This window comes from Modestobacter excelsi (genome assembly GCF_005930495.1).
In the GTDB taxonomy this organism is placed as follows: domain Bacteria; phylum Actinomycetota; class Actinomycetes; order Mycobacteriales; family Geodermatophilaceae; genus Modestobacter; species Modestobacter excelsi.
Genome location: NZ_SJEX01000119.1, coordinates 1 through 11,933 on the forward strand (window position 1 = coordinate 1; position 11,933 = coordinate 11,933).

Below are 11,933 nucleotides of genomic sequence, written 5' to 3' on the forward strand. Positions count from 1 at the left end.
ACCTCGTTGCAGCGCGACGTGGAGACGATCCAGCTGCTCGACCGGCTGGGCTACGACGAGGTCTGGGTCGGTGAGCACCACTCGGCCGCCACCGAGATCATCGCGGACCCGCTGACCTTCATCGCCCACGTCGGAGCGCTCACCCAGCACATCAGGCTGGGAACCGGTGTGGTCTCCATCCCGTACCACAACCCCCTGTGGATCGCCGACCGCGCGATCCTCGTCGACCACCTCATCCGCGGTCGTCTCATGCTCGGCGTCGGCCCGGGGTCCCTGCCCACCGACGCGGCGATGATCGGTCTGGAGCCCGACCAGCTGCGACCGGCGCTGGCAGAGGACCTCGACGTGCTCCTGCGCCTGCTCACCTCCGACGAGCCGGTCTCGGTGAAGACCGACCGGTACGAGCTGGTCGAGGCCCGCTGCCAACTGGCTCCCTACCAGGACCCCTGCTTCGAGGTGGCCGTCGCGGCCACCGCCTCCCCCACCGGTCCCCGGCTGGCCGGCAAGCACGGCCTCGGAATGCTGTCGGTGGGCGCGACCACGGAGATGGGCTTCGACGCCCTGGCCCTGCACTGGGACGTGTGGGAGGCGGAGGGAGCCGCGTCCGGGCGTCCTGCTGACAGGTCCCGGTGGCGGCTGATGGGCCCGATGCACATCGCCGAGACCCGGGAGCAGGCTGTCGAGGACATCAGGTACGGATTCGACGCCTTCGTCGAGTACACCCAGAAGACCCTCGCCCTCCCGCCCGTCCGCATCCCCGGCGACACCTTCGAGGAACGCCTCGCATGGATCGACGAGACCGGTTGGGGGGTGGTCGGCACCCCGGACGACGCCATCCGCCAGCTCCAGCGGCTGGTCGACCAGTCCAACGGCGGGTTCGGCTGCTTCATCCTGCTCCAGCACGACTGGGCCAACTGGCAGGCCACCCAGCGCAGCTTCGAGCTGTTCGCCCGCCACGTGATCCCGGCCTTCCAGCCCTCTCAGAAGCGGCTGCTCGCCTCGGAGGCGTGGGCGCGCAGCAAGCACAGCGAGCTCGACGCCAAGAACGGCGCCGCCATCCAGGCCGCGACCGACCGGTACGCGCAGGAGAGGGCCGGTCAACAGCCCACGGGCGCCGGACAGTCCTGACCAGCGGGAGGCTCCCCGGCGGCATGTTGCCCGCACCCGACGCGCACGACGACCCGAGATCCCCACCACCCACGCGACCGAGTGGCCGACTGTGCTGGTCGGCCACATGGGCGAGCACCAGCTCGACCGTCTGGCCAACGGCCCCGGAACAACCGGTCGGTGCAGCGGGGTGACGGTGCCGGGGTCCTTCCGGCCAGGAGCACCGCGGGCGCATTGACCGGGAGGGGGACTGCCCTCGTTCGGTTGACTCCTTGCCTGGCTGACTGCGGGCGGCGTGGCGGGGCCACGTGGAGTGCGCCGGTGTCCGGGCCCGCCCGACTCACAGGGGGGAGGTGCAGCAATGCACCTCAGCCCAGCGCCACGATGTGCGTCCAGTTCGGAGCAGCGCCGCTGCTGTGCGTCTCGACCAGGTGCCCGGAACGGTCGATGTGCCCGACCGAGAAGGTCCCGTCGTCGCCGCGGTAGCACAGGAGGTTGCAGCCGACCGCCACGATGTGCGTCCAGTCCGGGGCTGCGACGTTGCTGTGCGTCTCGACCAGGTGCCCGGAACTGTCGATGTGCCCGACGAAGAAGGTCCCGTCGTCGCTGCGGTAGAACAGGACGTTCGAGCCGACCGTCACGATGTGCGTCCAGTTCGGAGCTGTGCTGCCGCTCTGGCTCCCGATGAGATGCCCAGAACCGCTGATGTGCGCGACGAAGAAGGTCCCGTCGTCGCTGCGGTAGAACAGGACGTCGGAGCCGATCGTCACGATGTGTGTCCGGTCGGGGGCTGCGCCGCCGCCCTGGTCCTCGAGGAGGAGCACCGAACCGTCGATGTGCCCGACGGACCAGGCTCCGTCGTCCCCGCGGTAGAACGTGACGTTCGGGCCCATCTCGTTTCTCCTCGTGCCGTGCGGCTGATGCCTCCCACCGCAGCGAACGGCGCACAAGCGGATCCGTTGCCCCCTTCGTCTCGGTGATCGGCGGGAAGTCAACGCCTCGGCCGTCACCGAACTGTCACGCTGGGGGATCAGCACGTGCGGGGCAACGTGGGCGGTCCCGGTCACCGCCTCGTGAGACAGGGCAAGCCCCGACCTGCGCGCCGCAGCGGATCTCCCGACGCCTCGACGGTCGGGGGACGGGGTCTTCATCGCCACCACATCGGGCAACGGCTCCTCGAGTGCCTTGCGAAACGCACTGCACACGTGGGCAACCCGCCCGCGAGCGGTCGGCTCGGAGGTACGACAGCGGCCCCTGTACGGCTGGCACCGTCGAGAGGATGCTGCTGCGACACCGAGCAGTTCTCTGCGTCACAGAGGGGACCGACATGGCGAAGACCGCGCTGGGGATGCGGAAACGAACACTGGTGCAGTCCATGGGCGGGAGCGCTGCCCTCTTCGGGGTCGCCGGCGTCTTTGCCCCTCAAGCGCTCGGAACGGCCTACGGCGTCCCACCGTCGCCCTACACCACGCAGCTGCTCCGCCTGTTCGGAAGCCGCATGCTCGCCCTCGCCGCGTGGACCTTCACCGCCCGGACAAAGGAGGAGACCGACCGTGTACTGGGCGTTGCGGCGGCCATGAACCTCGTCGACATGCTGATCGGGCTCGCCGCGGCGCGCACCACGGGGACCACGGCGGTGCGAGCCGCAACCACGAGCGCGATCTTCGCCGCCCTCGGCCTGGCCGTCCGCTCGCTGGAGGACTGAGCCGTCAGCTCAGCCGTCGACGTAGCGGCCGGGCTCGATGCCGAAGTGCCCGCTCACGGTGGCGGTACCGTTGGACGCGGTCGGCAGCGTGCCTGGAGGAACGACACCGGCGATGCAGCGGACCGGGCTGTCGCTCGAGCGCCCTGCCAGTCGAGCGGTGCTCCGGAGGTCACCACTGTGGACCGCGACCCCGGGGACGAGGCAACGCCGCCTGGCTCCACTTCCCTCCGTTCCTCCTCCAGCCGGCGTCCTGTGTTGTCGTGATGCGCGTGCTCGGGACGTTCGCCGGCGGCACCGGGCACTTCTTGCCGACCCTGCCGTACGCGCGGCAGCTGCGGGCCCGCGGCCACCAGGTCCGCTACGCCTGCCAGCAGGCGATGCTCCCCGTGGTCGAGGCCGCCGGGTTTCCCGCCGTGGACACCGGCGGCGCGACCCTGCTGCCACCCGACGAGCGGCGACCGCTGGCACCGGTCGACCGGGCCCACGAGCAGCGGGTGGTGGCGGACTTCTTCATCGCACAGGTCGGCACCGAACGGGCGGCACGTACCAGCGCGCTCATCGCCCAGTGGCGTCCCGACCTGGTGCTGCGCGACGAGATGGACGTCGGTGCCGGAGTGGCGGCCGAGGCCGCCGGGATACCCTCGGCCGACGTCATCGTGATCGCCGCCGGCGGTTTCCTGGACGCCGAACGGCTGCGCCCGCCGATCGAGCAGCTCCGCGTCCGACACGGCCTCCCCCGCGACCCGGCAACCCCAGGGCTGCACGGCGACCTCACCCTCGACCCCGTGCCCCCGGGCCTGCGCGACCCGGCCGACTCCTTGCCGGACACCGCCATCGCCGTCCGGCCTCCGATCCTCGACGACCTCGTCCTCCGCGACCCGGCATCGCCCGTCCGGCAGCACGCTCGCCGGTCGCTCTACCTGACCCTGGGCACGATCTTCGCCCAGGAATCCGGCGACCTCTTCCTCCGGGTGCTCGCCGGCCTGCGCGAGCTCGACGTCGACGTGCTGGTCACGGTGGGGCGCGAGCTGGACCCGGCCGAGCTCGGCCCGCAGCCGGGGCACATCCGCGTCGAACGCTTCGTCCCACTCCCCGAGGCCTTGCGCGGACGGGACCTGGTGGTGTCCCACGCCGGGTCCGGCACCGTGGTCGCCACACTCGCTCTCGGCCTGCCCTCGCTCCTGCTGCCCATGGGTGCCGATCAGCCCTGGACCGCCGAACGCTGCCGCGCCCTCGGCGTCTCCCGGGTGCTCGACCCGCTGGCCTGCAGCCCCACTGAGGTGACGAACACGGTCTCGGCACTGCTCGACGACTCCCCCGAGCAGCACGCGGCCCTGGCGATCGCCCAGCAGACGGCTGAGCTGCCGACCACAGCCGACGCCGCAGGCCTGCTGGAAGGACTCGCCCGCTGAGCCACCTGCCAGAGGACTCGGGTTCGATTCGCCTCACCGAGCCGCCGATCCCTCGCCGCCGATCCCGCCGTGGGCCGCCCGTCTCGACAGGGCGGTCAGGCAGGCAGCCCGGCCAAGAACGCCTCCGCCTGCTCCCGCCCCGCGTCGAACAGACGGCGGAGGAACGCCGGCCTGCGATCGAGCTTGCTGGCCACGTCGAGGTCGAGGTCGAGCGCCAGTTCGCGGACTTCGATGCGCCGGTACGGCTCGCCGAGACGGTCCGCCCATTCGTTGACCTTGCGGATGAAGTACAGCTCCTGTTCCAGCGAGAGGTTGCCGGCCAGCTCGTTCCGCCGGTCAGCGATGTCGCCCACGCTCTTCGGCTCTGCGGCCCTCGCGCGCGGGTTGATCCGGATCACCCAGATCTCGTCCGGGCCGGCGTCAGGCAGCTCGCGGACCGGCGGGTTCTGGCTGAACAGCCCGTCCCAGTAGTACCGGCCCTGCTCCCGGACGGCGCGGAACAGCAGGGGGACGGCGGCCGAGGCCAGCACGGCGTTCACGGTGATCTCCCGGCGCCGGCTGGAGAAGGCCTTGAAGTCGCCGGTGAGGACGTCGGCGGCGCCGAGGAGAAGCAGTGGCTGGTCTGCCGACAGGGACTCCTGCAACCGGGCCAGCCGGTCGACGTCCACGTGGCGGGTCAGCAGGTCCGTGAAGGCAGCGCCGGCGATGTCCGGGTAGACGTAAGGACTCACCGTCGGCAGCGACACCCGCCCCTCCAGCCGGGCCAGTCCCACCAGCCAGGCGTTCGCCGCCTTGTCGCTCAGCGTGGTGGCCGCATTCGCCTCCCAGAACCGCTCCAACAGCCGGCCAGCTTCACCTGCCCCGCTGGTCATGAGGCCGTACCAGGCCAGGAAGGCGCAGACCGCGCCACCCGAGGTCCCGGACAGCGCCACGGTCCTGTGGTCGGGGTCAGCAAGCAGACGCTGCAGTGCACCGCCGGTGAACGCGGTGTGGCTGCCGCCGCCCTGGCAAGCAATCGCGACCGATCTCATGTGTGCCGCCTCTCCCGGATCGAGGTGTCCACCATCTCGCAGCCCGGTGTGCCCTGGTCCGGGTGGAGATCAGGCAGGTTGGTCGGTCTTCGGGCCCGCACGGCGGCAGGCGCGTGTCGGAGGCGGTCACCGGCGATGGAGTGGCGGGGCTCAGGCGAACAGCTCGCAGCTGCCGTCCCCGTCGATGATCAACACCCTGCCCTCGGTCAGGGCCACGGCGATGTGGCCCACGCGGGGCTGGGTGAGCGAGTCGGCACTGCTCCAGGAGTCGCTCTCGAGGTCGTAGGTGTGGCAGTCGGACCGCAGTCCGCTGGGACCCTCACCACCGGCGACCAGGACCGAGCCGCCCGGCAGCACGGTGGTGGTGTGCGCGTCCCGCGGCTGCGTCAGCGGCTTCCTGGTGTCCCACGCCCCCGTGGCGCTCGTCCAACGCTCCACCACGTCGGTGTGGAGCTGGGCACCGAGGCCGCTCCCGGCCACCATCAGGGCGCCACCGTCGGGGAGCGCGACCAGGCTCTGGCCGGACCTGTCCGCGTTCATGTGAGGCACGGTGAGGTCGCCGACGGGATCCCATCCCCCCGCCACGGGGTCGTACACCTCGCACTCGCGGGTCACGAACTCGACCGGACCGCCACCTCCGCCGAGCCCGTAGGACAGTCCCGCGGTGAGCAGGATCCGGCCGTCGGACAACTGGCAGTTCAGTGAGTTGTGGCGAGCGGTGATCGGTGACGGCAGCTTGTCGAGCTGGCCGTTGGTGAGGTCGACGGCGCGGAACTCCATGTCGTCCAGCAGCGCCTCAGGCAGGGACAGCACCAGCAGCTGGTCGCCCTCGCGCCAAGCGCCGTCGACCCGGGACATGAACGGCGGCACGATCGTCGGCGTCCACTGTTCCGTGGCCGAGCTCCAGGTCTCCAGGAACGTGTCCTGCCCCGGCTCATCCCCGCCGACGAGGGCGGCGCCGTCCGCCGTCGCGACGAGGAGTCCGCGCTCATGAGAGCGGTGCAGGGATCCCGTCGGAGCCCACTGGCCCGCCTGCGGGTCGTAGACCTCAGCCGTCAGGAGCGGCGGGCCCTGCAGGTCACGGCCGCCGGCGGCCAGGACCCGCCCGTCCGCGAGCAGCACGGCGGATCTGAGGTGTCGGCCGACGCTCATGGAGCCGGTGAGCGTGAAGCCCGCCATGAGACCTCCCTCCGGCTGGACGGCGGACCACCCACCGGGCGGTCGGAGCCCATGTGACAACAGAAGCGTCACCGCCGCGTCACCACTGCCGCCGGGCCAGCCCCTCCAGCGCGTCCGTGAGAAGACGCCTCGAACGCGGGCAGCGGGGGCCGATGACTTCTGCGCAGCCCCGGAGTCGTAGTGCTGGTGACCGCGCCCAGCGGTCCACCAACGTGGAACGGGAGGAGCGAGCATGGCCACCTTCGTGCACGAGGACGGCGACCGGGCCGGGACCGAGGCACCCCACGAGCTGTCCGCGATGCGTGGACCACGGCCCCGGAAGGGAGCAGGAGGCGAGGGGGTGTCGCCGACGATCACGCCGGTCCACGTGGCCGACCTGCTCGTCGCCGAGGGCGAGCTGATGCCGGTCTACGTGCACGTCATCGAGCACCCCGACGCGCGCGTGCTCGTCGACACCGGCATGACGGAGCTGCACCCACTGGTGGCCGACATGGACCCGCGCCTGGTGCCGCTGAGCGAGCAGGCCGACTTCGACTTGGCCGGCATCGACGTCGTCATCAACACGCACCTGCACTTCGACCACTGCGGCGGCAACCACCTCTTCCCCGGCAGGCCGATCTACGTGCAGCGCCGGGAGCTCGACGACGCGCGGAGCCTGGAGGACTACACGATCCGTGAGTGGGTCGAGGCGCCCGGCGCGCAGTACGTCCCCGTCGACGGCGAGCTCGAGTTGCTCCCCGGGGTCCGGCTCGTCCCGGCGCCCGGGCACACGCCAGGGTCGCAGGTGGTCGTCGTCGAGACGGGCGGGCGTCCGGCGGTCATCGGCGGTGACATGGCGGTCTTCTTCGGCGAGCTCGACGAGCCGCGCGACGAAGGCCAGCGGCTGGTGCGCGCGCTCGACCCCGAGCTGGTCTGGCTCGCGCACACGCACGAGCCGTGGCGCCCACCGACCAGCCGGAGGACCTGACCCGAGGGACCGGGACAGACCGGTCGGGGGACGATCTGTCCCCGCCTGGGTTCCTCACGTCCCGGGTCGTCGAGGATGCGGCGCTGGCTCCGTCCTGTGGACATCAGTGGCCACGACAGGCCGCGCGACGAAGGAGGACCACCATGACGATCCAGCGGATGGACCACGTCAGCGTCGTCGTCGACGACCTCGAGGCCGCCAAGGCGTTCTTCTCCGAACTCGGCATGGAACTGGAGGGCGAGGCGCCGATCGAGGGCGGCGAGGTGGACCGCCTCAACAGGCTCGACGGCGTCCGGGTCGACATCGCGATGATGCGGACCCCGGACGGCCACGGCCGGCTCGAGCTGACGAAGTTCCACAGCCCGAAGGCGGTCAGCGCGGAGCCGGGGAACGCACTGGGCAACACGCTCGGCCTCCGCAGCATCATGTTCGCCGTCGACGACCTGGACGCCGCTCTCGCCGGCCTGCGAGCCCACGGCGCGCAACTCGTCGGAGAGGTGGCGCAGTTCCAGGACGCCTACCGGCTCTGCTACGTCCGCGGCCCTGCGGGGATCATCGTCGCGTTGGCCGAGCAGCTCAGCTGACTGTGAGGCTGGCCGGGTCGGCTCATCGGAGATGGGCTGACGGCCGCTCTCTGCCCCTGAGCGGCGTGCAGGGCGCAGTGCAGGCCAGGGTGGGGCATGCCCTTCCTCCCGCCGCCGACGAGTGCGGCCTGGCTGCACCAGGACGCCCGATCGGGCTTCGAGGTCGTCCACCTCCGGTCCGTCGACGACGGTCACCTGCTCAGGGGCACCACGGCCGCGGTCGAGGACGGGCAGGCCTGGGTCGTGGGCTACGAGATCCGGCTCGACCCCGGCTGGCGGACCCGCAGCGCGCAGGTGACCGGCCGCTCGGACACCGGGCTGCGGACCCGGCTGCTCGAAGCAGACGGCGAGGGCCGCTGGCGCATCGACGGGGAGCCCGCGCCACTGCTGGACGGGTGCCTGGACGTGGACCTGGAGTCCTCTGCGATGACCAACGCCCTGCCGGTGCATCGTCTCGCCCTGCCTGTCGGGGCGGCGACGCATGCTCCGGCCGCCTACGTCCGCGCCCTCGACCTCGACGTGGAACGACTGGAGCAGGAGTACACCCGGATCAGCGACCGGGACGGGCGCCAACGCTACGAGTACAGCGCCCCCGCGTTCGATTTCTCCTGCCGACTCGTCTACGACGAGGCGGGTCTGGTGCTGGCGTACCCCGGCATCGCCGTGCGGGCCGGCTGACCGGGTGACGGCCGACGCACCCACGTCGGCCCAGCTGCCCACCTGGTGGACGCGGAGAACCTCTGCGGGCTCGTGCTCCTCGTCGACCAGCCAGGAGTCAGCTCTCGACCTCCCCGTGCGGACATGGTGACGCCCTGGATACCCGACCGTCATGCAGATGTCATCCGGGCGGCGACCGAGACCCCCTCCGTCACGACGCGCCGGGGACGCCGTCCGCCCGCCGGGAGATGTTCCGGTCCGCGCGTCACCGCCTTGACCGCCCGCGCCGGTCAGCGAAGCGTCCGTCTCCTCCCCGGAGCCGTTCCGGAAGTCCGGGGATGCGCCCCGGAGGTGCGACATCGTCGTCCACGTCTACCGCTGCCCCGAGCACGGCCCGACCGGGACCAGCTGCGCGATGGGTGCGGCGGGCGCTCATGGCGCGCGCGGGGCGCAGCAGCGAGCGGCCGGACGTCGTCTCCGCCCCTCCGCCCGCGCCTCACCGGAGGCGGCAGGCGGACGTCGCACGCAAGCCGGCCCTGAGCCGGCTGCCTCGTCCATGACGGACTCCACGGCATCGACACGGGCGCCCTGACCGGACGTACGGACGAGAGGAGAGCGGGATGGCCAGCGTCGGTCTGCTGTACGTCGGAGCGGTCCTGATCGTGAACGGCTTGATGCTGCTCGGGCGGGTGGACGCCCGGGCGGCCGCGCCGATGAACCTCTTCGTCGGCGCACTGCAGGTGTTCACCCCGACCTACCTGATCGTCACGTCCGGCGGAGACCCGGACACCATCCTCAGCGCCTCGGGCATCTACCTCTTCGGCTTCACCTACCTCTATGTCGGCCTCAACCTGCTCGGTGGCCTGGACGGCACGGGCCTGGGCTGGTTCTCCGCATTCGTGGCGGTGTGCGCCGTGGTCTTCGCCGGGCTGAACTTCGGTCGCCTCGACGACCCTGCCTTCGGTGTCATCTGGCTGTACTGGGCGGTCCTGTGGGCGCTGTTCTTCCTGGTGCTCGGCCTGAAGCGGGAAGAACTGACCCGCTTCACCGGCGCCGTCGCGATCGTCGCGGGCGTGCTGACCTGCGCCGTCCCCGCCTTCATGCTCCTGACCGAGGTGTGGCAGGACAACCGTCAGACATCGGCGATCGTGCTCGCCGTCCTCCTGCTGCTGTCGCTGGCCCTCTACCCCCGGCTGCGCGGGCCGGGCGTGCCGGCGGGACCCGAGCCGGCCACCGAGCTGCGGGAGGGCGAGCCCGCCGACCAGGGCGCGGGGGCCTCGCCACCGACCACGCAGGTGCGCGGGAACGTCACGGAGCCGCAACCGACGCGGCAGTCCACCGACGCGCCGACCCACCGGCGGAGGTGACGCACCGGTCGACACGCCGCCTCACCTCCCTCGCACCGAGACCAGGAACCAGGTCATGCCCGACGCCGTCTCCACCCTCGACCCCAGTCGGCGGTCCACCGAGGTGCACTGCCGGGAGTGGGTCGCCGCGGCGAGCCACGACGACCCCGCCGACGACGTCCGCGATGCGCCGCTGTGGACGGGAGTACCGAGGTCCAGCTCCTGAGGACGGCGGCGCCTCGGGTGGTCCACGTCCACCGCCCGGGGCGTCCTGGCCCGCGACCGAGAGGAGGCCCTGCACCGCCCGTCCGTGCCTTCCGCAACGCAACCTGGAGGAGTTCCCGTGCCCGACGTCATCTTCGAGATCAACCGTGACCTGAGCGTGTCGATGCGCGACCAGACGGTGCCCGGCCACAACCGGTGGCACCCCGACATCCCGCCGGCCAACACGGTCGCCCCGGGTGCGACGTACCGCATCGAGTGCAAGGACTGGACCGACGACCAGGTGCGCAACTCCGATGACGCCGACGACATCCGGGACATGAACATCGACCCGTGCCACATGCTGAGCGGCCCGTTCGCGATCGAGGGCGCCGAACCCGGCGACATGCTGGTGGTCGACATCGTCGACATCGGCCCGTTCGACGTGCAGCCGTGGGGCTACACCGGGATCTTCGCCAAGGAGAACGGCGGGGGCTTCCTCACCGACTACTCACCGGGGGCATCCAAGGCGATCTGGGACCTCGACGGGATCTGGACCACCAGCCGGCACGTCCCCGGGGTGCGCTTCATCGGCAACTCCCACCCCGGCCTCTTCGGCTGCGCGCCGTCACCGGACCTGCTGGCCGAGTGGAACCGCCGGGAGCAGGCCCTCATCGACCAGAACCCCGACCGGGTCACCGGCGACATCCCGGCGCACGGCGGGGACGTCCCCGGCGCGCCGCAGGTGCCCGGGCTCGCCCTGCCCCCGTTGTCGCACGACGCGCTGCTCGGCACGTTGAGCGGCAGCGACTTCGAGCGGGCCGCCGCCGAGGCCTGCCGCACCATCCCGCCCCGGGAGCACGGCGGGAACGTCGACATCAAGGACCTCGGCGTCGGCAGCCGCGTGTACATGCCGGTCTTCGTCCCCGGCGGGCTGTTCTCGATCGGCGACCTGCACTTCGCCCAGGGCGACGGCGAGATCACCTTCTGCGGCGCCATCGAGATGCCCGGCTTCATCGACCTGCACTTCGACCTCGTCAAGGGGGGCATGGACCGCTACAAGCAGTCCATGCCGTTCTTCAAGCCCGGCCGGGTCGGCCCCAACTACTCGGAGTTCCTGACCTTCGAGGGGATCAGCGTCGAGGACGGCCGCAACTACTACATGAACGCGACCGTCGCCTACCGGCAGGCCTGCCTCAACGCCATCAACTACCTGATGCCTGCGATGGACTGGACCTTCGAGCAGGCCTACCTGTTCCTCGGGGCGGCACCGATCGACGGCCGCATCGGCGGCGTGGTCGACATCCCCAACAGCGCGGTGTCGATCAGCATCCCGCTGTCGATCTTCGACCGGAACATCCTGCCCGGCGAGGCAGGCGGCCGGGACCTGCTCGCCGACTGACCCACCCACAGGTCCGGGGCAGGCTCGTCCTGCCCCGGACCGCGCCCGGACAGGAGCACCGCGTGCCGCTCTACGAGTTCCGCTGCCCGGACTGCGGGCCCTTCGACCTCCGCTGCGACATGCAGGACGCCGCGGCGGCCGCGCCGTGCCCGTCCTGTGACCGCTCCGCCCCGCGCCGCTACAGCGTGGGGGTGAGCCGGCCGCCCGACGGCGCGCTCCGCGACGCCGGACGGGCCGACCGCACCCGCGTCGACCGGGCGCGCAGCGGGGAGCCGATGGTCACCGGGCCACCGTCCGGCCGCCGGCTGCCCCGTGCCGGCGGCCACCGGCACTGACCCGCCC

13 protein-coding genes are annotated in these 11,933 nt (G+C 71.6%); 10 read left to right on the top strand and 3 right to left on the bottom strand.

From position 1 onward, the window contains the following. A partial coding sequence (locus FHL80_RS23925; protein ID WP_138735832.1) for an LLM class flavin-dependent oxidoreductase occupies positions 1 to 1,128 on the top strand: 1,128 nt, incomplete at its 5' end. Positions 1,129 to 1,475: 347 nt separating this feature from the next. On the opposite strand, the gene FHL80_RS23930 is transcribed toward FHL80_RS23925, so the two are convergent. Continuing rightward, positions 1,476 to 2,000, bottom strand: coding sequence for a hypothetical protein (locus tag FHL80_RS23930; RefSeq protein ID WP_138735833.1), 525 nt, complete (start codon positions 1,998 to 2,000; stop codon positions 1,476 to 1,478). A gap of 434 nt (positions 2,001 to 2,434) precedes the next feature. Between FHL80_RS23930 and FHL80_RS23935 the strand changes: the two genes are divergently transcribed. Then, on the top strand, positions 2,435 to 2,812 hold the full coding sequence (locus tag FHL80_RS23935) for a DUF4267 domain-containing protein (RefSeq protein ID WP_138735834.1): 378 nt from the start codon (positions 2,435 to 2,437) through the stop codon (positions 2,810 to 2,812). Positions 2,813 to 3,081: 269 nt separating this feature from the next. Continuing rightward, a complete protein-coding gene (locus FHL80_RS23940) occupies positions 3,082 to 4,224 on the top strand; it encodes a glycosyltransferase (protein WP_138735835.1) in 1,143 nt (380 codons plus the stop codon). Between the two features lie 95 nt (positions 4,225 to 4,319). Here the strand turns inward: FHL80_RS23940 and FHL80_RS23945 are convergent, their stop codons facing one another. Both FHL80_RS23945 and FHL80_RS23950 read right to left on the bottom strand, forming a co-directional pair. Beyond that, positions 4,320 to 5,255, bottom strand: coding sequence for a patatin-like phospholipase family protein (locus tag FHL80_RS23945; protein ID WP_138735836.1), 936 nt, complete (start codon positions 5,253 to 5,255; stop codon positions 4,320 to 4,322). A 150-nt stretch (positions 5,256 to 5,405) separates the two neighbouring features. Continuing rightward, positions 5,406 to 6,434, bottom strand: coding sequence for a Kelch repeat-containing protein (locus tag FHL80_RS23950; protein ID WP_138735837.1), 1,029 nt, complete (start codon positions 6,432 to 6,434; stop codon positions 5,406 to 5,408). Positions 6,435 to 6,666: 232 nt separating this feature from the next. Between FHL80_RS23950 and FHL80_RS23955 the strand changes: the two genes are divergently transcribed. The 7 genes from FHL80_RS23955 (at position 6,667) to FHL80_RS23980 (ending at position 11,926) form a co-directional block, all read left to right on the top strand. Continuing rightward, a complete protein-coding gene (locus FHL80_RS23955) occupies positions 6,667 to 7,401 on the top strand; it encodes an MBL fold metallo-hydrolase (RefSeq protein ID WP_246078925.1) in 735 nt (244 codons plus the stop codon). 143 nt (positions 7,402 to 7,544) lie between these two features. After that, entirely contained in the window at positions 7,545 to 7,985 is a 441-nt protein-coding gene (locus tag FHL80_RS23960) for a VOC family protein (RefSeq protein WP_138735838.1), read from the top strand. Between the two features lie 96 nt (positions 7,986 to 8,081). Beyond that, positions 8,082 to 8,663 carry a putative glycolipid-binding domain-containing protein gene (locus tag FHL80_RS23965; RefSeq protein WP_138735839.1) on the top strand — a complete coding sequence of 194 codons (582 nt, stop codon included), beginning with the start codon at positions 8,082 to 8,084 and terminating at the stop codon, positions 8,661 to 8,663. Between the two features lie 599 nt (positions 8,664 to 9,262). Further along, positions 9,263 to 10,009: an AmiS/UreI family transporter gene (locus tag FHL80_RS23970; RefSeq protein ID WP_138735840.1), complete on the top strand. Its 747-nt coding sequence runs from the start codon at positions 9,263 to 9,265 to the stop codon at positions 10,007 to 10,009. Between the two features lie 55 nt (positions 10,010 to 10,064). Beyond that, positions 10,065 to 10,214, top strand: coding sequence for a hypothetical protein (locus FHL80_RS25875; protein WP_216871011.1), 150 nt, complete (start codon positions 10,065 to 10,067; stop codon positions 10,212 to 10,214). Between the two features lie 117 nt (positions 10,215 to 10,331). Further along, positions 10,332 to 11,591, top strand: coding sequence for a formamidase (fmdA, locus tag FHL80_RS23975; protein WP_138735841.1), 1,260 nt, complete (start codon positions 10,332 to 10,334; stop codon positions 11,589 to 11,591). 62 nt (positions 11,592 to 11,653) lie between these two features. Further along, a complete protein-coding gene (locus tag FHL80_RS23980; protein ID WP_216871012.1) occupies positions 11,654 to 11,926 on the top strand; it encodes an FmdB family zinc ribbon protein in 273 nt (90 codons plus the stop codon). Positions 11,927 to 11,933: the final 7 nt, after the last annotated feature.

What these genes read in the sequence shown, in the direction of transcription:
- FHL80_RS23930 (WP_138735833.1), bottom strand. Translation starts at nt 2,000, where the DNA reads ATGGGCCCGAACGTCACGTTCTACCGCGGGGACGACGGAGCCTGGTCC.
- FHL80_RS23935 (WP_138735834.1), top strand. Translation starts at nt 2,435, where the DNA reads ATGGCGAAGACCGCGCTGGGGATGCGGAAACGAACACTGGTGCAGTCC.
- FHL80_RS23945 (WP_138735836.1), bottom strand. Translation starts at nt 5,255, where the DNA reads ATGAGATCGGTCGCGATTGCTTGCCAGGGCGGCGGCAGCCACACCGCG.
- FHL80_RS23950 (WP_138735837.1), bottom strand. Translation starts at nt 6,434, where the DNA reads ATGGCGGGCTTCACGCTCACCGGCTCCATGAGCGTCGGCCGACACCTC.
- FHL80_RS23955 (WP_246078925.1), top strand. Translation starts at nt 6,667, where the DNA reads ATGGCCACCTTCGTGCACGAGGACGGCGACCGGGCCGGGACCGAGGCA.
- FHL80_RS23960 (WP_138735838.1), top strand. Translation starts at nt 7,545, where the DNA reads ATGACGATCCAGCGGATGGACCACGTCAGCGTCGTCGTCGACGACCTC.
- FHL80_RS23965 (WP_138735839.1), top strand. Translation starts at nt 8,082, where the DNA reads ATGCCCTTCCTCCCGCCGCCGACGAGTGCGGCCTGGCTGCACCAGGAC.
- FHL80_RS23970 (WP_138735840.1), top strand. Translation starts at nt 9,263, where the DNA reads ATGGCCAGCGTCGGTCTGCTGTACGTCGGAGCGGTCCTGATCGTGAAC.
- FHL80_RS25875 (WP_216871011.1), top strand. Translation starts at nt 10,065, where the DNA reads ATGCCCGACGCCGTCTCCACCCTCGACCCCAGTCGGCGGTCCACCGAG.